This window comes from Shewanella sairae, from assembly GCF_023283535.1.
GTDB lineage: Bacteria > Pseudomonadota > Gammaproteobacteria > Enterobacterales > Shewanellaceae > Shewanella > Shewanella sairae.
This window is the reverse complement of record NZ_JAKILT010000053.1, coordinates 1-22,234: the sequence shown is the minus strand read 5'-3', so window position 1 is coordinate 22,234 and position 22,234 is coordinate 1. Positions and strand designations below refer to the sequence as shown.

Here is a 22,234-nt window from a genome sequence, read left to right as displayed (position 1 = left end):
TGCGCTAGCTTTATGCAGCGGCGTTGGCACCTTGAGCAAGGTAAAATCCATGAGTAGTAGCTCAAATAACGCTTCAGGTTTTGGCTTAACCGTAGGTTTAAGCCTTGCTGTTTTTGCGCGCCACTACCTAAAGTCGCCACTGCAAGCAGGCGCTATTTTGCTGGGTATTATCTTAGCGGTAACCCTGCTGATAGGGGTTAGAGCCACTAACGAAAATGCAGTGCGTAGCTACTCAGAAGCAACCGAACTCCTCAGTCAGCGCGCCCAATTACTGCTCACCCCAGCAACGGGCAAAAAATCCATTGATGAAGCGGTTTATTTTGCCCTAAGGCGAGCCGGAGTCACGCAAGCACTCGCAGTGTTAAATGGCACAGTGACAGATAAGCAAGGTCAACGCTGGGATATACAAGCCAGTGATTTAGTCGCCGCGCTATCGATACAAAGCGAAAAAGCTGCTGGCAGCAGCAAAGCACATGCTAGCAATCAAAACACTGAGCAAAGCGTATCGCTATTGTCAGCCGAGATCCCCCTCGCTAAATTACTCGCGGGTGCCCCCTATGTATTAACCAGCCAAAGTTTTGCCGACGATGCTGCGTCAACTGGCAAGATGACGCTAAATGGCATGACGCTCAATGTCATTGCCTTAGATGACAGCATAGGACTAGGCAATGCCATTTTAATGGATATTTCACTGGGGCAGCAGCTACTGAATCGCCAGGGGCAACTCAGTTATATTGCACTATTTGGTCAAGCTGATGGCCTTACCCAACAAGTCAATGACACCTTTGCCCAGCAAACTAGCCAGCACTTTGATTTTGCCGAGCAAGATCAAGGTGAGGGGCTAACGAGCTTAACCCGAAGCTTTCATTTGAATTTAACCGCCATGAGTTTACTCGCCTTTGTGGTCGGTCTATTTATTGCCTATAACGGTGTACGTTATAGCTTATTGAAACGGCAGAAATTACTGGTACAACTGCAACAACAAGGGGTGCCGCAGCGCGCGTTACTATCGGCATTACTTATAGAACTGTTTAGCTTAGTATTAGTCGGCTCTTTTGCCGGATTCATTCTTGGATTACAGCTCAGCCATTGGTTACAACCTATGATTGCCCTCACCTTAGAGCAGCTCTACGGCGCAAGGCTAATGCCGGGCTTGTGGCAGTGGAGCTGGTTATACCAAGCCATAGGGCTGACCTTTTTTGCAGCCTCGCTTGCTTGTTACCCGCTATTTAACACATTAGCCAAACAGCCTTTGGCGCGAAGCGCAAGCCGCTATGAGCAACAAAGCCAAGCCAAAAAACAACATAAAAAACTCTTTATCATTGCCCTATTTCTGCTCACTGGTAGCGCGCTACTGTTTCCACTCACCGATAACTTTCAATATAGCTTAGGCTTGCTGGGCGTGGTGACCATAGCGATCCCATTATTGTTGCCACTGGTGTTGCAAATCGGGATCTCGTTAGTTGAGCGCTTTACCCGTAATGGTCTGTGGCGTTATGCCGTTGCCGAAAGCAAAGAACTGATTGCACCGCTGTCTCTCGCTATGATGGCGATGTTGCTTGCCCTGACAGCGAATATCTCGATGAACACCTTGGTCGGCAGCTTTGAAATCACCTTAAAACATTGGCTCGACGATAGACTCTATGCCGATCTGTATATTCGCCCCCCTAGCGACAAAGTATTGCAAACCCAAGCGCTACTGGCTGAGCTGCCTAAAGTCACGGCGATTTATGGCCAATGGATGCATAGCAGCCGCTATCAAAAAGCACCGGTGAGCTTAATGACCCGCGATGCTCATTCGCTTCGCAATAGCAATCAAGTCAAAGCACAAACAGACACCCATTGGCAAACATTCTTTAATGGCGACAGCTTAATGATCAGCGAGCCAATGGCGATAAAATACCGCCTCAATGTTGGTGATAGCATCAGCCTGCCTGAATTTGAACAAGCAGGATTAACCGCCTTGCCAATTAGCGCTATTTTTTATGATTACGGCAACCCGTTAGGCCAAGTGATTGTTAGCCAAAAGAACTGGCGGCAACTGCAACTGCCCATCCAGCCCACCAGCATTGCAGCCAGTTACGCTGAGAATATCAGTGAACTTGAAGCCATATTGCAACAAAGAGTGCCGTTATCAGCGGCGCAGATGTACAACCAAACCAAAATCAAACAACGGGCGCTGGAGATTTTTAAGCGAACCTTCTCAATTACTTTAGTGTTAAACAGCTTAACCTTACTGGTTGCCGCCATAGGCTTATTCAGCGCCTGCTTAATGCTGACTCAAGCGCGTCAAGCCCCGCTAGCTAGGCTTTATGCATTAGGAGTAAGCCGTAATCAACTGCGCGGCTTAGTGTCAGGGCAAATGCTATTGATCGTACTGTTTACTTGTTTATTAGCCTTGCCAACGGGAGCACTATTGGGATATTTACTGATCAACAAAGTCACCTTGCAAGCATTTGGCTGGAGTATCGCCATGGTATGGGATTGGCAGGCTTATTTCAGAGTGCTGGTTATCGCGATTATTGCTAGCGCAATTGCAGTGATTTTGCCTTTATTGTGGCAGACCCGAAAACCACTGATAAGCAGTTTGCAGCAGGAGGCATTATGAAGCTAAAGAGCCGCTATCTAAGCAAAGTAAAGCTAACACTTATCTCTCGCAGCATAGTTCTGAGTATAGTGCCGAGTATAATACGCAGCTTAGCAGTACTCAGTTTAAGCCTGCTATTAACAGCCTGCTTCAATGAGTCCGCGGATAATGGTGATTCATTCCATGCATCAAGCGGCATGGGGCAACTATTAGATGGTAACACTCAAGGTTATTCGCCGGTGCTGCCAGGTAAGCAACTTAGCTTCCCAGCCGATCACCAAGCCCACGATGACTTTCGCCAAGAGTGGTGGTATTTAACCGCGAACTTAACCACTCAAAATGGCGAGCAGCTGGGACTGCAATGGACTCAGTTTCGTATTGCCCTTGCTCCACCATCACCGACTCAAACTCAATTCACATCGGATTGGCAGACTGAGCAGCTGTATATGTCGCACACTGCCATGACCAGTAAACAGCAACATCTTGCCGCAGAAAAATGGACCCGAGGTAACGCCCATTTTGCCGGCACACAGGTGTCGCCGCTGCGGATCCAACAAGACGACTGGAAGTGGCAAAGCCATAACGAGCAGTTGTTCCCTGCCACGCTATCTGCCAACGCCACTGAATTTAGCTATCAACTGCAACTCGACAGTCAGGCGCCATTTCAACTACAGGGCGACAATGGTTATAGCCGCAAAAATGCCACAGGCACGGTAGCAAGCTATTACTACAGCCAACCTTTTATTAAGGTAAGCGGTACCGTCGAACGTGACGGTGAAACACTAAAAGTGTCTGGCAATGCATGGTTAGACAGGGAGTGGAGTTCGCAGTTTTTGTCAAAAACCCAACAAGGCTGGGACTGGTTTGCTTTGAGGCTCGATGATGGTTCAGCATTAATGCTGTTTCAATTGCGAGAAAATGGCGAAAAACAGCAGGCCTTTTATAGTGGCAGACGTATGTATCCAGACGGCTGTGGTCAACAGATCAACAGTGAGCAAATAACCATGATCGCCACCGCTTGGCAACAAACAGAGTCTGGTCGCTATCCGGTTGCTTGGAATATTGCTATCCCTTCACAAAGTATTGAACTCTCAACCCAAGCACTAAACGCTAATGCTAGCATGCCATTGTCCATTCCCTATTGGGAGGGACCGGTTAGCATCAGCGGCAGCCATAGTGGTTTAGGCTATATGGAACTGACTGGTTATTAAAATCAGCTTATTGGTGGCAATCTATTAGGTGCTACGCTCTCTATTCCTTAATTGGCAGTCGACTGCTTTTTTCGCGTTAACGGTCGAGATTAATGCTTAGCTAAAGTACTGTTTCTATTTCGACAAACTGCGTCACTTTCCCCAGTGATAAATATAAAAAAACGCCTGAAACCAACCAGAATAAACCCGGTAAATAAGAATGATTATCATTAACCAAGCTTTTGAATATATTTATTTTTTAATGTAGCGCAAGCTAACATTCTGGATGGACAAAATTCCAACAACCCCCTAATATTTATTGGTCAATTTGAGAACTAGATCACCCTCAAAAAGTTGATCTTGGTCTACAAAAACTCCCAATACCCCTTGTGAGGTATACCCACAATTTTCATGAGGTCTAGACTCGATATAAACCTTGGTAAGTAACCGCAGCACTATTCCAAAATGAGTGTTATTTGCCAAATCACAGAAGGTAAACAGATGAGCCAAGAATTTCATATTACCAGCCTAGTTGTGCACGCCGCACCACATGCTGTAGCTGAGATTAACAACAGGATCTCAGCACTGTCAGGCACCGAAATCCATGCCGTTACTGACGAAGGTAAGTTTGTTGTCACCGTTGAAGGTGACACCCAACGCGCCATCCTCGATAGCGTAGAAGCAATTAACGCCCTTGAAGGCGTGCTTAATAGCAGTCTTATTTATCATCAAGTCGATCCAGTAGAAAAAAAGAGTGAGGAACACCATGAGCATTAGCCGTCGCGAGTTTCTAAAAGCCAACGCCGCCGTTGCTGCCGCAACAGCCGTAGGCGCGACTCTGCCAGTTAAGATAGTTGAAGCTGCAGAGCAAAAAGATAGCATCAAGTGGGACAAAGCACCTTGTCGTTTTTGTGGCGTAGGTTGTAGTGTTCTAGTGGGCACTGACAATGGCAAAGTGGTCGCCACCAAAGGTGACCCTGAAAGCCCTGTGAACAAAGGTCTTAACTGTATTAAAGGCTACTTCCTTTCTAAAATCATGTACGGTAAAGATCGCCTCACTACACCGCTTCTACGTATGAAAGACGGTCAATATGATAAAGAAGGCGAGTTCACCCCAATCAGCTGGGATAGCGCTTTCGACATCATGGCTGAAAAGTGGAAAGACACCCTTAAAACCAAAGGCCCAACAGCCGTTGGTATGTTTGGTTCTGGTCAGTGGACTGTTTGGGAAGGCTACGCTGCCTCTAAACTGCATAAAGCCGGTTTCTTAACTAACAACATCGACCCGAATGCGCGCCATTGTATGGCATCAGCGGTTGTAGGCTTTATGCGTACCTTTGGCATTGATGAGCCAATGGGTTGTTACGATGACTTAGAAGCGGCAGACCAATTCGCACTTTGGGGCGCCAACATGGCTGAGATGCACCCAATCCTTTGGGCACGCTTATCTGACCGCCGTTTAAGCAGCCCAACAAGCCGTGTGCATGTGTTATCGACGTTCGAAAACCGTAGCTTCGACTTAGCAGACAACGCCATGGTGTTCCGTCCACAGTCTGACTTGGTGATCCTTAACTACATTGCTAACTACATCATTCAAAACGATGCAGTAAACAAAGACTTCGTGAACAAGCATACCACCTTTGCATTGGGTACTGACGATATCGGTTACGGTCTACGTCCAGATCATCCGCTTGAAAAGAAAGCCAAGAACCCTGGTAACGGTAAGTTCGCACCAATCAGTTTTGACGAGTACGCTAAATTCGTAAGCACTTACACGCTTGAATACGCAGCTGAAATGAGTGGTGTTGAACCAGAAAAGCTAGAGCTAATGGCGAAAGCTTACGCCGATCCAAACGTGAAAATGATGAGCTTGTGGACCATGGGTATTAACCAACACACCCGTGGTGTGTGGGCCAACAACATGCTTTATAACATCCACTTGCTAACCGGTAAGATTGCCACTCCTGGTAACAGCCCGTTCTCACTAACAGGTCAGCCATCAGCTTGTGGTACTGCACGTGAAGTGGGGACATTCGCCCACCGTCTGCCAGCAGACATGGTGGTGATGAATCCTAAGCACCGTGAAATTACTGAGAAGCTATGGCAAGTACCACAAGGCACTATTCCGCCAAAGCCTGGTTTCCACGCGGTACTACAGAGCCGCATGCTTAAAGATGGCAAGCTGAACTGTTACTGGACTATGTGTACCAACAACATGCAAGCCGGCCCGAACATTAACGACGAAATGTACCCTGGTTTCCGTAACCCAGAAAACTTCATCGTGGTGTCTGATCCATACCCAACAGTCACTGCAATGGCAGCCGACTTGATTCTGCCAACAGCAATGTGGGTAGAAAAAGAAGGGGCTTACGGTAACGCAGAGCGTCGTACTCACATGTGGCACCAGCAAGTTAAAGCACCAGAAGGCGCTAAGTCTGACTTGTGGCAGCTAATGGAGTTCTCTAAGCGCTTTAAGGTGTCTGAAGTATGGCCTGCTGAACTGATTGCTAAGCAACCTGAACTGGCTGATAAAACCCTATTTGACGTGCTTTATGCCAACGGCGTCGTCGACAAGTTCCCAGCAAGCGAATGTAAAGGCGAGTACAACGACGAGTCTGAAGCATTTGGTTTCTACGTACAAAAAGGCCTATTCGAAGAATACGCCCAGTTTGGTCGCGGCCACGCTCACGATTTAGCTAACTTCGATGCTTACCATGAATCTCGCGGTCTACGCTGGCCAGTAGTTGATGGTAAAGAAACCCTACGCCGCTTCTCTAAGGGTGATCCTTACGTTAAAGGCGACAAGGAATTCGACTTCTACGGTAAGCCTGACGGTAAAGCGGTGATTTTCGCCCTACCATATGAGCCTGCAGCTGAAGAGCCGAATGAAGAGTACGATATCTGGTTATCAACCGGTCGTGTACTTGAACATTGGCATACAGGCTCAATGACAGCACGTGTGCCAGAGCTTTACCGCGCTTACCCAGATGCACAGATTTTTATGCATCCTGAAGACGCTAAAGCCCGTGGTCTTAAACGTGGTGATGAAGTGATTGTGGCGTCTCCTCGCGGCGAAGTGAAAACCCGTGTTGAAACAAAAGGCCGCAACAAGCCGCCTAGAGGCGTGGCGTTTATGCCATTCTTCGATGCGCGTCAGCTGGTCAACAAGTTAATACTTGATGCGACTGATCCGCTGTCAAAAGAGACAGACTTCAAGAAGTGTCCAGTTAAAGTGATGAAAGCATAAGCTTTCCACTAACAAAATTAACTTTAATCGCTTGAGCGAAAGCGGAGAAAACTAACGCAAATGAGTATGGTCAATCACAGTAAGTTCACAGCTAAAGGCGTTAATCGCCGTCAGTTTTTAGCCACTTCGGCAAAAGCTAGCTGCGCAATGGGTTTACTTGGAATGGGATTAACGGCAGTTGCTAAGCAATCGAGCCAGTTAGACCCACTCGCGATAAGGCCGCCAGGTGCATTAAGTGAAGACGATTTTCTTTCAGCCTGTGTACGCTGCGGTTTATGTGTAGACGCCTGCCCTTACGACACCCTAAAACTGGCCCGCTGGTTTGAAGGTGCCCCGACAGGCACGCCTTACTTTACCGCACGTAAGATCCCCTGTGAGATGTGTGAAGATATCCCTTGTGTTAAAGCTTGCCCATCGGGCTCGCTGGATCACGCTTTAACGGATATTGAAGACTCGAAGATGGGAGTTGCAGTCTTAATTGATGAGAAAAATTGCCTTAACTTTAAAGGGCTACGTTGTGATGTTTGTTACCGGGTTTGCCCGCTAATCGACGACGCTATAACCCTGGAAATGCAGCACAATGAGCGCAGCGGTCATCACGCCATGTTTTTACCTACGGTCAACAGCGACAGCTGCACAGGCTGCGGTAAATGTGAACATGCTTGTGTGTTAGAGCAAGCTGCTATCAAAGTGTTACCTGCTCATATTGCGGTTGGAAAAACGGCTGCACACGATACCTATATCAACACCGAAGAGACCACGCTTGAGATGCTAAACAAGGGGCTTGAATTATGAGCCAGACACTAAAGCAAAAACCGACAACACGTGGCTTTGCAACTGCGGCAGTAAAAGAGTTAGGCTGGTGGCGTGCCCACAAGTTCTTATTCTTACGCCGCATTAGTCAAGTCAGTGTCTTTGCATTGTTTGCCCTTAGCCCCTTTATCGCAACGTGGGCTGGCGTTTGGCTGCTTAAAGGCAACCTTTCTGCCAGCGAACTCTTTGGCGTTGTGCCATTGTCAGATCCACTTGCCACTTTGCAGGTGTTGATGACAGGCCATTTACCCGAGTTAAGCCTAATACTAGGTGCCGTTATTATTGCGCTGTTTTACGCAGTATTAGGTGGTCGAGTATTTTGTAGCTGGGTCTGCCCCGTGAACATGGTGACAGACTTAGCGAGTTGGTTACGCCGTAAGATGAACTTGCCTCGCACCTCAGAGATGCCAAGAAACTTACGCTATTACCTACTTGCGCTCGTACTGCTATTGCCTGTAATGACCGGCCTAACGGTATGGGAATGGGTTAACCCTGTTCCTGTATTGTACCGTGCTGCGCTATTTGGCGCTGGCAGCGGTTTATGGATTTTGGCCGCTATCTTCTTACTGGACTTATTTATCAGTGAGCGAGCATGGTGTGGGCATTTGTGCCCAACAGGTGCACTCTTTGGCCTACTCGGCAAAGTGAGTCCGGTAAAAGTATCTGCTGTAAACGCAAAAGATTGCGACAACTGTATGGATTGCTTTGTTGTATGCCCTGAAAGACAGGTATTAAAGCCTGCACTCAAAGGTAAGCAACCTATGATCACCAACAGTGATTGCACTCAATGCGGCCGTTGTATCGACGTTTGCGCCCAACGCGTTTTCCAGTTTCAGAATCGAAAGAATCAAAATCGAATTGCCCTAAAGGCGGAGAACAACCAATGAAAAAAGTACTCACCTTAGCTGCGCTAGTAATGGCGCTTAGTGCTTGCTCTGGTCAGCAAGCAAATACTCAAGCCGAACCTGTGAACATTAGCTCACTGGGTAAGTCTGAGATCACCGATATTCGCGCTGCCGATCCTGCGCCGCTATATCCAAAGCGTGGTAAATCTATTGAACGTACTTTTGTACATCAACCACCGATGATCCCGCACAAAGCAGACTACCCAATAACGCTTAAGCGTAATGGCTGTATCAGCTGTCATAGCCCTGCAAAAGCAAAACGTATGAAGGCGACTGCGGTTGATCCATCGCATATGTTGGCCGACGGCAAGTTAAACAACGAGTACTACAACTGTACTCAATGTCACACGCCTCAAGCAGAAAATAAGCAGCACTTAGTTGAAAACGAATTTTCAACTAACTAATCCCGATAGCGGGCTTGTTTAGACAGTAAAAACCACCTCATTTGAGGTGGTTTTTTTGTTGGTGCAGATACCCTTAGCTTATTCAATCGGCAGTAATTGCCCTTCTCTTGCTGGCACGATTAATACATTGCTGCGAGTACGACTTAAAATAGACTCAGCCATATTACCCACCACATAAGCATAAACGCCTTGACGTTGCACTGCACCAAGCACCAGATATTGCACTTTATGCTGGCAAGCTAACTGATACAAACACAAGTCGGGCTCGCCGACCGTAATATGCACACAGTCATCAGTTAAGTTAAGCTCATCGAATAATGACTGATGCCTTTGCTTAGCTTCTCGCACTAACGCATGGGTATCGACAATTTCCATATCATGGATAATCTGTGGCAAGCGGATCACGTACGCCAAATGTAATTGGCTGCCTGTAGCCTGTGCCAGCGCGGTTGCTTGGCGGATCACCGCCTGATTAAGCTGTTGCTTTAAGGTCTTTTTACTGTCTAGATCCAGCGCCATCATTACGCTATTACCTTTATGCAATGGGTTGTCGGTTAACAGCATGAGTGGCACGCGAGTGTGGCGAATGAGACTCCAGTCGACAGGCAGATAATGATCGGCGTGATGTACCGCCTTTACGATAAGATCAAAGCCATGGCGCTTTGAATGATGACAGGCATGTTCAAATAAATCTTTACTCCACACGCTGTGGATCGGTGTGTCTTGCTCATCAATATCCTGCAGCATTTGCTCTATTTTAGCCTCACGCTGCTTCATCACGTGCTTTTGTGCTACCGCGACGAACTTAGGATTATAAAACTCGGCATCGCCAAAGTATTCAAAACTATATGCAAATACCTCGGCGCGTTTACCAAGTAACTTAGCTAATTCAACACCTTTTACCACGGCATTAATATGTGCTTCTTGCCGCTGCGAAATCACTAACACTTTACCCATGAAGTCACCTCTGCTGATTATCCTTATCCTAATTTTAGCTTAGCAAATCTTAGATATAGGTGGAGCAGATATGGCGTATTTCATGACCTAGATCAAGCTCATTGTTTTGACTATTCCACTGAAGATAATTGGCTAACTGGCTATTGCCATTAACAATAACTTAGGTAATGTAGGGGGACATAAATCGATAGAAGAAGCGTCTATATGAAGTCAGGTAAGCACGATGCACAACTACTGAAACTCGCGATGGAAATTGGTGTTGGCTACGCCAAGAAAAGAGGCTTTGCCGATTTTGGCCAAGGGATCTCCCCCAAAGACAAGGTCGAATGTATTTACCGCTTATTAGTGCAAGACAACCTTATTCAAGCACTTCCAAAAGACAAAGAAGACGGCCCGAATATGAAGCATAAATTAGTGCTATGGATAAGCCGCCAGTTACCAGCCGATCATGAGCTGCTCAACTAATATCTCTACTCGCTTTTTCAGTCTCTGCACCACACGGTAGTGGAGACTGAAACCATTAAGCCCTAAACAAAAGATCTATTTTCCAAGTCTATTCGTAATAGATGTTTATGAATCAAATTAATCCAAAAAAGCTACTACATAGCAAGTGGACAGCTGTAAAACCAAAGCAAAGACAGAAGCACTTCATTGTAACTAAAGTGAAATTTGATGAACTTGGCGAGGTGAGTTTATGTTTGATAGAAGCTGTGCTGACTCGCGCTGAATTCTCAATTGATTGGCGCGAGTTAACACAAGAGACTGACTGGCTTATGGGCTGGAAATAACAATATACAAGCAGGCGAGGTTAAGCCTGCTTTGTGTTTGCTTGCCCCGGATCACGACGCTGGACTGAACGTGCTGCTAATTTTTGCTTCTGCTCTTTGTCTAATGGTTTAGCTGCTAGGTACAGAGCTTGAGCAAATAAACCTTGATATGACTTCATTGTAGATCCCATTAATGTGTTAAAAACAAACAAAACTGCTTAATTGGTGCTAAAGTAACCGCCTCCAAACTATTAGTAAAATGAATAGTTATTATTAAGTGGATTCCAAATAAGCATGAACATTCAGATCAAAAGTTTGCACTGTTTCATTACCTTACTTGAAGTCGGTAATTACACCCGTGCGGCAGAAAGATTACACCTGACTCAACCAACTTTAACCAAGATGATCCAGCGGTTAGAGGATCATTTAGAGCAGCCATTACTGATCCGCAATAATCAAAAAGTCATTGCAACCGAGGCTGGGCGCTTACTTGAAACTAGTGCCAAACAGATAGTTGGACAGTGGCATCGTTTGCAAGAAGAGATGAATAGCTTAAACGGATTGCAAACCGGGCAGCTACGCTTGGGGGTATGCCCTATGATGGGAGAAATGGTCATTGATCTGCTATCAAAGTACAGACTGCGTTTCCCACGGATAGATGTAAGTATTGTTGAACTCGGTGGCTTTGCCGCTGAGCAAGCTTTACTGAATGATACGCTAGATCTTACTTTTACGGCTTTACCGACTACTCATACACAAGATTTTTGTAGTCATAATATTGGAGGCTATCCGCTATTTGCTTGCCTACCCGCAGATCATATTCTCACTAAAAAAGCATCGATTTCTTGGTCAGACTTAGCCGACTATCCTTTTATTCTTTACAACGATGACTTCTCGCTCGCAAAACTTATTCGTCGACTGACCCATAAAGCCAATATCGAACTCAACATCGCAGCGCAAAGCGGCCAATGGGATTTTATTGCCGCTATGGTTGAATCAAAAATGGGGCTAGCAATATTACCTGAGCCTATTTGTCAAAAAGTGAACTCTACTCAATTAGCATATCGACCATTATCACCAGGCCTTACTTGGGACTTGGCTTTAATTTGGCGTAAAAATTTACCATTAACCCCAGCAGCAGAAAGCTTTATTCATTTAAGCCAAGAATTAAGCCCTGAAAATTAACATTAAAAAATAGTTCAAGAAGAATTAGGACTGCAGCAATAGCTAGCATTAATTGCACCCTAGCGCTTTTAGCCGTTATTACTGATGAAATAGATAACTATTTTTACCTTGGCGTTTTACTTCATACATAGCGTGATCGGCTTGCTCACAGATCTCGGCAAAAGATTGCGTAGTGAATAAACTGATCCCGATACTCATGCCAATTTGAATAGTTTTATTTTCAATAACTAAGCTTAAGCCAAAAGCAGTTAATATCCGGTCAGCAATGAGTGAAAGCTTAACCGGATCTGCAGACTCTAAAAGAATTACAAACTCATCTCCACCGATTCTGGCAATTGCGTTTGATTCTGGAACTTTAAGCTGCAGCGTCTCAGCGATCTTTATCAATACACTATCACCAAACTTATGCCCATAACGGTCGTTATTCGACTTAAAGTCATCGAGATCGATAAACATAAGCGCTCCAGCATTAACTTGCTTACGCTGTAACTCAAACGCTTCTAATAATGCTTTTCGATTAAGTAAATCAGTGAGCGGGTCACGATGAGCAAGCTTGGCTAACTCTAACTCGTAGCGTTTTTCTTTAGTGATATCGACATGAGTCCCCATAATACGTATTGGCTCACCATTGTCGCCAAACTCAATCACTCTTCCTCGGTCTGACACCCAACTAACAGTACCGTCTTTATGGACCATTCTATGGGTCACATCGTAAGAATCTGTTTTGCCGCTCACATGGTCTTCAAAATTAGCGATCACCCATTGTCTGTCATCAGGATGCAGATTGCCTTTCCAACTATCGACATGCGCCGCCATCTCATCAATGGTATAACCGAGTAATGAGCCCCACTCCATATTGAACATGGTTAAATTGCCGCTAGGAATGTGTTGCTCCCACAGGCACAACCCCGTGCCATCAAGTGCGGCATTAAGCTTTTGTTCCAGCAACTTTTTTTCTTGATTTAATCGCAAGTTTTCTTGTTCGAGCTGAGCATTACTCTGCTGTAATTTCGCGACTAACGCATTTAGCTTTACCAGCGATTTGTTATCCTTGTCCATGACCTAAGCCCATCAACAAAATGTTACTTCCCTCTATACCTCATATAGCATTAGGACAAGCTAACGCATAAGGTGATACAAGGCAAACCAGTGCTGTTGTGAACTATTTTTTCAAGGTCAAACTAGGTATTGGGTTCATATTTACGTTTACCAAATGCCCTAAACAAAAAGCCCGCCAATACCTAAATATTGACGGGCTTTTATTAGTCGTTAAAACAATGACAACATATTAACTGGGCAGTTTATACCGCCCAGTAAACATGGCTGTTTTACTTAGCTACTGGTGAAACGACAAATAGTAATTCACCTTGCGATACCTGCTGACCGTTACTGTTAAGAATACGCTCAATACGGTACTGCTGGTCTTCAGGGTACAATACGGCATTCTTACGGTTAAAGCCAGCTAGCGTCACCTGCGAGAACATCTTCATTGCTTCTGTAAGCGCTAAAGTCTGATCTACAGTAACAATGTCACCTTCTTTAACGAAGTCTGCTTCACCCGGTGCTGGAGAGGTATAGAAGATACCTGCGCCCTGCGCCATCACTTTAAGCTCATTACTCTCACCAACACGCAGAGATGCTGTATCTACGCCAACGGTTTCTGCCGCCGCTTCCATCTCAGCAATCATCTCTGGCACGTCTAGCTCAGCCATAAAGCGTGGTAGGTAGTTAGTGTCGTATACGCCTTCATTAAAGGTGCCATCTTTAAGGATGCGCGTTAACAATGGAATGTTAGTCGCGATACCTTTAATCACCACTTGATTAGCTAGGTAATCATGTAGCTTAGTGATCACATCTTCACGACTTTCACCGCGACAAATAATCTGTGCAATCAAGCTGTCGTAGTAAGGAGAAACCTCTTTACCTTCGCCGGCAATTGAGATGATTTCGATGTCATCACGCTCTGGCATCTGGTACTCAGTGATTAGGCCTGGGTACGGCAGTAATTGCAGTACGCCATTGCTATCAAGCGCCGCTTTCTCAGCCGTTACACGTACTTCCATCGCGTAGCCAATATCTTGTGGCTCAAGTTCTGCAATCGAACGACCCGCTGCGATATCAAAACCTGCGCTTACGATATCAATACCAGAAGTGGCTTCTGTAACTGGATGCTCAACTTGTAGACGCGTGTTCATCTCCATAAAGTAGACTTCATTCGCGTCTAAGTTATAGATGAATTCAACCGTACCTGCGCCCATGTAGTCAGTCGCATCACCCAGTGCACGAGTGTATTCCATTACGCGTTGCTTAAGCTCATCTGGCAACATGGTTGAACCAGACTCTTCAACCACTTTCTGGTTGTTACGCTGCACAGAACAGTCACGTAGACCCAATACTTTAGTGTTACCAAACTGGTCACGTAGTAACTGGACTTCGATGTGACGTAGTGAAGTTACATACTTCTCTAGATAAAGATCACCGTTACCAAATGCTGCAGCCGCTTCGGTAGAAGTCTTTTGGAACAAGGAGATCATGTCGCCAGGACGTTCAACAACCTGGATACCTTTACCGCCACCACCTTGTACCGCTTTAAGCAATACTGGGTAACCAATTTCGCTAGCAACGTTTACCGCTTGCTCAGCGTTATTCAAAATACCGTGACTACCAGGAACAACTGGTACGTTTTGCGCCTGCGAGGTCTTAATTGCGTTCGACTTGTTACCCATAGTCGTCATGCTGTGCACGCTTGGGCCGACAAAGTTAACGCCATTGTTAACACAAAGTGCGGCAAACTGTGGGCTTTCCGATAGGAAACCAATACCTGGGTGCAATGCATCAACGTTTTCATATTCAGCCACTTTTAGTACTGAGTATGCGTTTAGGTAACTTTCATCAGAGGTGTTACCACCGATACAAACTAGCTTATCGTCGCCTTTTAGCATGTCCGCTGGTACCGAAGTCATATCAGGATCTGATGCAACCAGTACCACGTTAATGTTGTTGTCGTGCGCCTTACGGATAAGCTTAACCGCAGTACAACCACGAGCATGAACCAAGACTTTTTCAATTGGCTTCATTAGCTGGCGTGGATCGTCCTGAACAATTTCTTCTTCAGTAATCAGTCTTTCAGGGACTAGAGTCGATACAGCACTACCAATCACATCCACAATTTTAGCTGTTGGTTTAGGCATTAACGGGTCAATGCTTTGTAGCTGTGCATCAATCGTGTCGCTGAATGGATTAGTCACCAATGCATCCATCGCGCCCGGTACTTTAGACAAGTAGTTAGACAAGGTAGAGGTTGATGGCAAGTACGCAGGTACAACCATTTGGCCAGCAAATGGCATGTTTGTGCCAGATAGATAGTAAGTTTGTACTAATGGGTGAGTTACAAAACTCGCCTGTGCACCACCGGTACAGTCACCGTAACCAAACATTAATACTGGCAATTCGTTATCACGAATAAAACGAGTAATACGGTCGTTCACTACAGCCATTGAGAATAGTGCCGCAGCACCTTCTTTTGTCTGCATACCACCAGAGCTGATGAAACAGATAACCGGCAGCTTACGCTTAGCACATTCAATCAATAGTGCGCTGAATTTCTCAGCTGCCGCCATATCAAACGCACCCGCTTGGAATGCAGTGTTCGATACCGCCACACCCACGCGCATTGGCTGGCCGTTATGATCGAAATCAGCAAGACCAGTTATCAAACCACATGGACGAATCCCCTTGTCTAGCGCATCTTCGATTGATAAACGGAAACCCGGGAAGTTAAGCAAGTTAGCTGAAATTTTGTCGCCGTTAATTTCTTCAAACTCAGTGAAGAACTTAGCAACAATTGCGTCCCAGCCCATTTTGCCTGCGCGCTTTTCATCACGCAGTACTTTTTGGATCAGCAAATCTTGATAACCCATGGTCAAACGGTTCCAGAAGTCTTTACGACGACCAATACGCACAGGGTTAATCGCGCCAGTGTATTCACCGCTCTCTTCTTCACTGTCGAAGTACTCAGGCAGTAGACGCTCAAAGAAGTAAGTTAGGATAACGAACAGACTGTCGTTTAATTGTGGGAAACCAACACTCTTCCACTGCTCGGTACGAGTCAGCAGTTCAGCGCGGTTTGACTGAGTCATAAAGTACTTCAGCCACTTGTAGAACTTGTTCTTATCGTTCGCCACGTTTTGGGTTGATAAAGCGCGGTCAATTGACTCATGCAATAGGTTATCAACTGAGTTACGTGACAAGCTCTTAGACATCATAGCTTCTTTAGCGATTGACGCTAAGTTACCGACTACGTTGTCGTAAAGTGCGTTGAAAACAAGAATGTTATGACACTGCCAAATAAAGTCTTCACGTAGCTCGTCGTGAATGATCACGTCAAGTACAGTCAGCTTGTTTAGCTCAGGCCAATCAGCTTGAGTCACTTCTGATGGAAGCGTTTCTAGGTAGTTGATCAGACCTTTAAAGTTGTTTTCTGCATTACCTTTCCAACGATGGTATAGCGACCAACTGATGTTAAAGATAAGTGCTTTACGTGCTTTCTTATAATTCTCTTTTGGCTCACCCAAAATCAAACGCGTTAGCATGTTACGCTCAGTCGATACATCATCACGCTTAGCGATGAAGTTACCCCAAAGCTTGTTTAGGTCTTCGTCGTAAACCAATTTATCAGGGCTTGATAACCAAGATTGGAATACACGATCTTGCTCTTGCTGAATACGTGCTAGCAAGTCACCTTCAGGTACGCTGACCTTAGATAGACGACCATACTGCTCTTGCGAGATAGAATGGATACGACTACGTAGTGTTAGGTAACGCAAGTAACGGTAAGTGCTGCCAAATAGGTTCAAGTGCATCGTTGGGTTGTTAGCAACCGCAAGCTCTGCATTAAGCTCTAACGCTTCAAGATTCTTAGATGGGCTAAGGAAACGCGCTAAACTGCGGTCATAATGCTCACGTAAATCTTCAGATTCACGAACAAAGTTAACCGCCGCTTTTTCTACCGCTTCGATACTGCTGATAATCGCACGGCGCAGATTGTGCTGACGCTCATCTTTATCAGATGGCGAGAAATCAACAATACCATCGATGCAACCTGAGGTATAAAGTTCTTCAGGTGATACACCCACTGATTTAGCACATTCCTGCCAAGACAAGTTGTACTTACGTGCGATGCTTTGCAAGCCTTGTGGCTGAATGGTGTTAAAAATACCATCACGTAGCGACAATAAAATGTTCGCAGCAGCAAGTGGAATAGCACCACCTGAGTAACCCGCACCGATAACGATACCAACAGTTGGTACGTCAACGTTAGCGCTCTCGGCAATCGCTTTAGAAATTGAATGTGCTTGGTTTTGGCTGTTTGCCACTTCACCCGCATCGGCACCAGGAGTGTCGATAAGATAAACGATCGGCATAGACAGTTCAGCAAAATGGCGAATCGCTTTACAACATGCGATGTGATGCTCAGGCATCCATGCACCGTTAGCTGTAGTACGCTCTTGCGCGACAAAACCGATACGGCGAGTACGAGATCCAAAATTCAGTTCGATCTCTGCACTATAAAAAGGGCCAATATGGGTTTCGGTAACAAGCTTACCTTTTAAGTCCGCGATGATGCGCTTAGCACCTGGGCGGTTTTTATCTTGAGTGGGTTGAATCACCTTTGTGACATAACCGTCAACGTCTAGCTGTGCCAAATCTTTTAGGTTGGCTTGAATCGCATCGTCGTCTAAAAGACCCTTAACTTCATCAGAAAGCGACTGCTTACTGTGTTCTGGGAACAGTGAAAAGTCTTTTGCTAACTGCTCTGCTTTTAGAAAAAGCGGATCGGCAGTTTGCACTTGAGTCATGTTAGCGGGCTGATTTTTGCTGGTCATCGAAAGATCCTCTGCTTTAGCCTCTGAAATTTTTAGCCCGTAAATATAACTGTGTTATCCTGTCAATTGCTATTAAACTGCGCTAGACGCTTTGTTCCATATTTGAGACAGTGGAGATAACATGCCAGATTTAAACGGTATGATGCTCTTTGCAGCGGTAGTTAGAGCCAAAGGTTTCTCTCAAGCTGCCCGTGAAATTGGCATGCCAAAATCAACCATTAGTCGTAAAGTTGCTCAGCTAGAAGAACAGCTTGGTGTACGACTTTTGCAACGAGATACTCGTAACCTTAGCTTGACCCAAGTCGGCGCGCTGTTTTATCAACACTGCTCCAGTATAAACGATGAAATTGAAGCTGCAAAAGCCACGGTAGAGAATACCCATAATGACGTCTCTGGTTTGCTACGTGTTGCTATTCCCGTGTCTTTCAGCCAAGAATTAATCGCTACCCTTTGTAGTGGCTTTTTACGTCTGTATCCAAACGTTGAACTCGATGTGCAGTTTACCGACAGCGAAGTAGGCTTGGTTGGTGAAGGCTACGACATTGCGATTAAATATGGTCCGCTGCAGTCATCCGATTTAGTTGCCAGATTATTGTTCGAGCGTCAGCCTATTTTGGTTGCCAGCCCCGGATACTTAAAAGTCCACGGCACCCCTGCAACCCCGCAAGACCTAGCTGAACACAGCGGTATTTTGCTTGGTACCTCGCGCTCAGCGCCCATTTGGCCCCTTGGTAAAGGCGCTAGAAAAACCATGGTTAACTTTCAGCGTAAAGTCAGGGTCAATAGTGCGGTCATGGTAAAGCAGTTAGTGATGGATGATTTTGGCATTGCTATGCTATCCAACTCAGTTTGTAAAAATGAGCTCGCTAGCGGCTCACTGGTGCCTATTTTGCAAGAATGGCCGATGGAAGCCTTTAAGGTTTATGGCGTGTACTCTAGCCGTCGTCAATTAGCGACTAACATCAGCGTGTTTCTAGACTTCTTCCATAAACGCTTTACTAGCCAAGAGTCGTTACAGTCCCTAATGATGTAAACCTGCTGATGTAAATCTGCTTATGTAACCTGCCTATGTAAAAAAGCGCCTATCAAGGCGCTTAATTTATATGGTAAATCCATACCGCTTTAGCCGATTAAAAACGGTAAGGGAAACGCAAGCTAATCTGATAATCAGGTGAATCTTCAGTTAATCCGGCGCCTATGCTGGTAACCATAGAAAAGTTTTCAGTCAAGGCTAGCGTGGCACCTAAACCTAGATTAGCCGTGTTGGTATCAGTACGGGCAATATCTTGCCATTGTCCACCTAACGGCTTTTGGCGGGTTTTAGTAAAGAAGCGCTGATTAAAGCTCATACCAATACTCATACGCTCCGACACGGCAAAAGCTAACCCCAAGCTGTAATCTATATAATCACCTAAATCAATCTCTCCCGGAGATAATCCTGGAAGGCCCGATAAATCGCCATATTCTTCCGAAAGAAAAGTACCGTAATTTAGGTTAAAAAATACAATTGCTGGATCATAGGTTTTCGCTAAGCTAAAGCCGGTTGAAATGCCCCACACACCTGCGCCCGTGGCGATTTGATCTGGATACGTTAAATTACCGGACTCGGATGACTCTAAGTTAATACCAAAAGGATCGGTGCCTGTAGGCATTCGCACTCTGACGTTCCACACCCAATCAGGCCAACCGTCACCTTCTGTCATTATTCGATAGTAAGCGGCAACGCTCATGTCACCGATTTGTGCGCCTTCTACATCAGCTGATTCATACAGCTGGCTCGAGTTACCTTCACCTACTGACTCATATTTATTAAGCCGGTAAACGAATGGCATCGCCATTTCAAACTGCCAACTATCATTTAAGGTATAACGCGTGGTGAGATCCAGCTGCACTGTATTAGAGCGAATTCTATCTAGATTAAGATTACCGAGAAAAATCGCATCCAAGGCTAAAAAGCCACGTAACACTAAATCCTTTCGTCCGTAATAACTGTAGGTTAAAGAGGGCTCGATAGTCAGTTTACGGTCAAATACATTGTGCGCTTCTTGCAGCACATCTTCTGTACTGCGTGAACGTTCAGGCTCTTTCTTTACACTAGGCTGCGCTGCGGTTTGAGCGGCTGCCTGAGAACTGGCTATTTGAGTTGGCTGTTGCGGCGCCCTTTCAATTGGCTGTTGAGCTGCTTGTGTTTGTTGGCGCCGTTGCTGCGGTTGTTTAGCAGCAGTGGCTGCGCCTTGCTTTAGTTGTGCTTCTTTAGATAGCACTTGTTGCGCCATTTGGTTAATGGCCCTTTGCTGCATCTGCAACTGTTGGTTCAGCTGTATCAACTGCTGTTTTAGCAACTGCAATTGCTGTTCCTCGGTCATTTCGGCTTGCTTTGCTTGTGCGCCATCCGCCCCAAAACTTGAAAAGTGAACGCATGAAATGGATACCAGCAAAGCAACTTTAGTCCATTTAAAATCCATTTCTATTTCCCTTTTTTATGCTTTAAAAAAACTATAGTCCAACACCGATAATGTCACGTACCTGTTGCCCCATTATTTGTCGCTGCTTAACCCCAATATCGACACCTTGATAGCGAATGAGTGAGCGATTACTGATTTGATGAAATGCACCATCGACCTTAATCGATTGTAATAAATATCCATTTCCGCCTTGAGTCGATACAGCCTGGCCAAAGGAAGCGGATGACATCCCCACTTGGTAACCGAGTTGCCCTTCTGTGGCGGAATACATTACGCCACTGCCGCTCACCAAGTTTTGCCCAATGGTAATTTCGATACCACCGACTAACGGTGTATGGGTTCCTTGCTCAAAATCCAATTGGTTGTTTACTCGATTAAAGTCACCGGCAATTTGAATCCGTTGCTGCAAACCAGACTGCTGACCGCCTGAAGATAGCGTTAAGCCCTCTCCATTTGAAACTAACGCATCAGCAACCGTTATCCGCATCGCAGGACCACTACTAGCATTAGACATTTCCACTTGCATCTGTACTTGCTGCGCCGCTCCGCTCGCATCGATGTAATGGGTTTGCATATGTAGACCAAAATAGAAATCTTGGCCACTCTCAGTATACTTACCTCTCAACTCTGCTAATTCTTCATCTAATAAGGGAGCTTTGCCATCAAACACATCGAGCTGCATGTCTGATGCAAAAACTGAATTAGCTAATAAGATCCCTGTCACTAAGCAAAAACGCATTTTGCCTCCTAGAGCATGTCTGCATACTCAAAACCAAACTCTAACAGTTCAGCGTCAGATAACGGCTGCATAGGACTCAGCATGTTGTAAGTTAGTTGTGCTCTCGGATGAAGTAGTGGGTTGTCTTTAATGTACTCATTGCCAATAACAACAAACACAATGCCATTCCACTTCTGTGTAAATTCGTCATACTCTAAAATACGGTTACCCAGAGCCGGATCACCTAGGTAGACTCGATTGTCCGAAAACCTTCTCATAACAACAAAATGACTATAGCCACCGTCGTTTAATAATACGATTGCAGGTATTTTCAATTGTTGAAGCTCTTTCACTCCAACTCTATATCCGCGCCCTCGCATATGTTGTGAGTTTAAATATCGCTTCATATCTAATAATGAAAACCCTTGCTCTTGCACTAGTGCCATGTCAGAAACGTCTAACATACCGAGCAAGACTTCATGTTCAGTCATGCTACTTTTGCCATAACTGTATTTCAAAATACTCGCTAAGCTCGCAGCACCACAGGAAAAGTCCGTTCTCTGTTGAACTACATACTCAAATTTTCGTTCTCTAATGCTTTGGATATTTTTAGTGTAATTGCCCATGCCAGGGATCATCCCAGTCAACATCATGTCTGCGGCAAATACATTAAAAGAGACAAAGAGAACAAAGGTAATAAGCAGATATCTCATGGATGACTTCCTTGTATGTAGCGGCCTGAGCTTTCGCCCAGGCCAAATATCACACGACTTGTTTAGTATTAGTTTTCGGAAACGATTGCGCCTCCTGAATTAATACTTGTAAGAGATAGGTTATTTGACTGAAGGTTACCGTGGCCAGATGCCATGTTCACGCCAATATTACCTGACGCGCCATTAAACGCATTACCGCTCAACGTCGCGGTATTGGTGGTTTTCTGTGTCACTGTTTCAATATAAATAGGTAGCTGACCACTTACAGTCCCCGCTAGAGATAGCGTACCTTCTTCAGTAAACTGTAGTAAGCGATCAATATAAGACGGATTCCTTGAGGGGCAACGTTTAGATAATCTCAGAACAAATCCCATTCTGAGAACATCCTATGACTACGT

General features: G+C 45.4%; 19 protein-coding genes. 11 read left to right on the top strand and 8 right to left on the bottom strand.

Translation table 11 applies throughout. From position 1 onward, the window contains the following. The first annotated feature begins 49 nt into the window (after positions 1–49). The 7 genes from L2748_RS18455 (at position 50) to L2748_RS18425 (ending at position 9,146) form a co-directional block, all read left to right on the top strand. Positions 50–2,608: an ABC transporter permease gene (locus L2748_RS18455; RefSeq protein ID WP_220781928.1), complete on the top strand. Its 2,559-nt coding sequence runs from the start codon at positions 50–52 to the stop codon at positions 2,606–2,608. Then, positions 2,605–3,798, top strand: coding sequence for a lipocalin-like domain-containing protein (locus L2748_RS18450; RefSeq protein ID WP_220781927.1), 1,194 nt, complete (start codon positions 2,605–2,607; stop codon positions 3,796–3,798). The genes L2748_RS18455 and L2748_RS18450 overlap by 4 nt, the downstream gene beginning before the upstream one ends. A gap of 480 nt (positions 3,799–4,278) precedes the next feature. Continuing rightward, entirely contained in the window at positions 4,279–4,554 is a 276-nt protein-coding gene (locus L2748_RS18445) for a chaperone NapD (RefSeq protein ID WP_220759036.1), read from the top strand. Continuing rightward, the gene (gene napA / locus L2748_RS18440; protein ID WP_220781926.1) at positions 4,544–7,024 is read left to right on the top strand and encodes a nitrate reductase catalytic subunit NapA; all 2,481 of its coding nucleotides are present in this window, start codon (positions 4,544–4,546) and stop codon (positions 7,022–7,024) included. Before L2748_RS18445 ends, napA begins: the two co-directional genes overlap by 11 nt. A gap of 60 nt (positions 7,025–7,084) precedes the next feature. Continuing rightward, the gene (napG, locus tag L2748_RS18435; RefSeq protein ID WP_220781925.1) at positions 7,085–7,819 is read left to right on the top strand and encodes a ferredoxin-type protein NapG; all 735 of its coding nucleotides are present in this window, start codon (positions 7,085–7,087) and stop codon (positions 7,817–7,819) included. Then, positions 7,816–8,724, top strand: a complete 909-nt coding sequence (gene napH / locus L2748_RS18430) for a quinol dehydrogenase ferredoxin subunit NapH (protein WP_220781924.1) — start codon at positions 7,816–7,818, stop codon at positions 8,722–8,724. The genes napG and napH overlap by 4 nt, the downstream gene beginning before the upstream one ends. Continuing rightward, positions 8,721–9,146 carry a nitrate reductase cytochrome c-type subunit gene (locus tag L2748_RS18425; RefSeq protein ID WP_012153886.1) on the top strand — a complete coding sequence of 142 codons (426 nt, stop codon included), beginning with the start codon at positions 8,721–8,723 and terminating at the stop codon, positions 9,144–9,146. Before napH ends, L2748_RS18425 begins: the two co-directional genes overlap by 4 nt. Before the next feature lie 78 nt (positions 9,147–9,224). Here L2748_RS18425 and L2748_RS18420 read toward each other — a convergent pair whose 3' ends face one another. Continuing rightward, on the bottom strand, positions 9,225–10,103 hold the full coding sequence (locus L2748_RS18420) for a universal stress protein (RefSeq protein WP_220781923.1): 879 nt from the start codon (positions 10,101–10,103) through the stop codon (positions 9,225–9,227). 204 nt (positions 10,104–10,307) lie between these two features. On the opposite strand from L2748_RS18420, the gene L2748_RS18415 reads away from it, so the two are divergent. Both L2748_RS18415 and L2748_RS18410 read left to right on the top strand, forming a co-directional pair. Further along, positions 10,308–10,568: a DUF5062 family protein gene (locus L2748_RS18415; RefSeq protein WP_220781922.1), complete on the top strand. Its 261-nt coding sequence runs from the start codon at positions 10,308–10,310 to the stop codon at positions 10,566–10,568. 107 nt (positions 10,569–10,675) lie between these two features. Further along, positions 10,676–10,891 carry a TIGR02450 family Trp-rich protein gene (locus tag L2748_RS18410; protein WP_220781921.1) on the top strand — a complete coding sequence of 72 codons (216 nt, stop codon included), beginning with the start codon at positions 10,676–10,678 and terminating at the stop codon, positions 10,889–10,891. Between the two features lie 20 nt (positions 10,892–10,911). Here L2748_RS18410 and L2748_RS18405 read toward each other — a convergent pair whose 3' ends face one another. Continuing rightward, complete coding sequence (locus L2748_RS18405) at positions 10,912–11,049, bottom strand: hypothetical protein (protein ID WP_220781920.1); 138 nt, start codon at positions 11,047–11,049, stop codon at positions 10,912–10,914. A gap of 115 nt (positions 11,050–11,164) precedes the next feature. On the opposite strand from L2748_RS18405, the gene L2748_RS18400 reads away from it, so the two are divergent. After that, a complete protein-coding gene (locus L2748_RS18400; protein ID WP_220781919.1) occupies positions 11,165–12,055 on the top strand; it encodes a LysR family transcriptional regulator in 891 nt (296 codons plus the stop codon). 78 nt (positions 12,056–12,133) lie between these two features. On the opposite strand, the gene L2748_RS18395 is transcribed toward L2748_RS18400, so the two are convergent. Next, entirely contained in the window at positions 12,134–13,114 is a 981-nt protein-coding gene (locus L2748_RS18395) for a sensor domain-containing diguanylate cyclase (RefSeq protein ID WP_220781918.1), read from the bottom strand. A gap of 269 nt (positions 13,115–13,383) precedes the next feature. After that, on the bottom strand, positions 13,384–17,940 hold the full coding sequence (locus tag L2748_RS18390; protein WP_220781917.1) for an ATP-binding protein: 4,557 nt from the start codon (positions 17,938–17,940) through the stop codon (positions 13,384–13,386). Between the two features lie 121 nt (positions 17,941–18,061). On the opposite strand from L2748_RS18390, the gene L2748_RS18385 reads away from it, so the two are divergent. Then, positions 18,062–18,973, top strand: coding sequence for a LysR family transcriptional regulator (locus tag L2748_RS18385; protein WP_220781916.1), 912 nt, complete (start codon positions 18,062–18,064; stop codon positions 18,971–18,973). A gap of 97 nt (positions 18,974–19,070) precedes the next feature. On the opposite strand, the gene L2748_RS18380 is transcribed toward L2748_RS18385, so the two are convergent. The 4 genes from L2748_RS18380 to L2748_RS18365 form a co-directional block, all read right to left on the bottom strand. Further along, positions 19,071–20,405, bottom strand: coding sequence for a transporter (locus tag L2748_RS18380; RefSeq protein ID WP_220781915.1), 1,335 nt, complete (start codon positions 20,403–20,405; stop codon positions 19,071–19,073). Between the two features lie 31 nt (positions 20,406–20,436). Continuing rightward, entirely contained in the window at positions 20,437–21,144 is a 708-nt protein-coding gene (locus L2748_RS18375; RefSeq protein ID WP_220781914.1) for a hypothetical protein, read from the bottom strand. Between the two features lie 8 nt (positions 21,145–21,152). Continuing rightward, entirely contained in the window at positions 21,153–21,836 is a 684-nt protein-coding gene (locus tag L2748_RS18370; RefSeq protein ID WP_220781913.1) for a C39 family peptidase, read from the bottom strand. Positions 21,837–21,904: 68 nt separating this feature from the next. Continuing rightward, positions 21,905–22,210, bottom strand: a complete 306-nt coding sequence (locus tag L2748_RS18365) for a hypothetical protein (protein WP_220781912.1) — start codon at positions 22,208–22,210, stop codon at positions 21,905–21,907. Positions 22,211–22,234 lie beyond the last annotated feature (24 nt).

What these genes read in the sequence shown, in the direction of transcription:
- napA (WP_220781926.1), top strand. Translation starts at nt 4,544, where the DNA reads ATGAGCATTAGCCGTCGCGAGTTTCTAAAAGCCAACGCCGCCGTTGCT.
- L2748_RS18450 (WP_220781927.1), top strand. Translation starts at nt 2,605, where the DNA reads ATGAAGCTAAAGAGCCGCTATCTAAGCAAAGTAAAGCTAACACTTATC.
- L2748_RS18385 (WP_220781916.1), top strand. Translation starts at nt 18,062, where the DNA reads ATGCCAGATTTAAACGGTATGATGCTCTTTGCAGCGGTAGTTAGAGCC.
- L2748_RS18375 (WP_220781914.1), bottom strand. Translation starts at nt 21,144, where the DNA reads ATGCGTTTTTGCTTAGTGACAGGGATCTTATTAGCTAATTCAGTTTTT.
- L2748_RS18365 (WP_220781912.1), bottom strand. Translation starts at nt 22,210, where the DNA reads ATGGGATTTGTTCTGAGATTATCTAAACGTTGCCCCTCAAGGAATCCG.
- L2748_RS18395 (WP_220781918.1), bottom strand. Translation starts at nt 13,114, where the DNA reads ATGGACAAGGATAACAAATCGCTGGTAAAGCTAAATGCGTTAGTCGCG.
- L2748_RS18455 (WP_220781928.1), top strand. Translation starts at nt 50, where the DNA reads ATGAGTAGTAGCTCAAATAACGCTTCAGGTTTTGGCTTAACCGTAGGT.
- L2748_RS18445 (WP_220759036.1), top strand. Translation starts at nt 4,279, where the DNA reads ATGAGCCAAGAATTTCATATTACCAGCCTAGTTGTGCACGCCGCACCA.
- L2748_RS18405 (WP_220781920.1), bottom strand. Translation starts at nt 11,049, where the DNA reads ATGAAGTCATATCAAGGTTTATTTGCTCAAGCTCTGTACCTAGCAGCT.
- L2748_RS18410 (WP_220781921.1), top strand. Translation starts at nt 10,676, where the DNA reads ATGAATCAAATTAATCCAAAAAAGCTACTACATAGCAAGTGGACAGCT.
- L2748_RS18390 (WP_220781917.1), bottom strand. Translation starts at nt 17,940, where the DNA reads ATGACCAGCAAAAATCAGCCCGCTAACATGACTCAAGTGCAAACTGCC.
- L2748_RS18380 (WP_220781915.1), bottom strand. Translation starts at nt 20,405, where the DNA reads ATGGATTTTAAATGGACTAAAGTTGCTTTGCTGGTATCCATTTCATGC.
- L2748_RS18415 (WP_220781922.1), top strand. Translation starts at nt 10,308, where the DNA reads ATGAAGTCAGGTAAGCACGATGCACAACTACTGAAACTCGCGATGGAA.
- L2748_RS18400 (WP_220781919.1), top strand. Translation starts at nt 11,165, where the DNA reads ATGAACATTCAGATCAAAAGTTTGCACTGTTTCATTACCTTACTTGAA.
- napG (WP_220781925.1), top strand. Translation starts at nt 7,085, where the DNA reads ATGAGTATGGTCAATCACAGTAAGTTCACAGCTAAAGGCGTTAATCGC.
- L2748_RS18420 (WP_220781923.1), bottom strand. Translation starts at nt 10,103, where the DNA reads ATGGGTAAAGTGTTAGTGATTTCGCAGCGGCAAGAAGCACATATTAAT.
- L2748_RS18370 (WP_220781913.1), bottom strand. Translation starts at nt 21,836, where the DNA reads ATGAGATATCTGCTTATTACCTTTGTTCTCTTTGTCTCTTTTAATGTA.
- napH (WP_220781924.1), top strand. Translation starts at nt 7,816, where the DNA reads ATGAGCCAGACACTAAAGCAAAAACCGACAACACGTGGCTTTGCAACT.
- L2748_RS18425 (WP_012153886.1), top strand. Translation starts at nt 8,721, where the DNA reads ATGAAAAAAGTACTCACCTTAGCTGCGCTAGTAATGGCGCTTAGTGCT.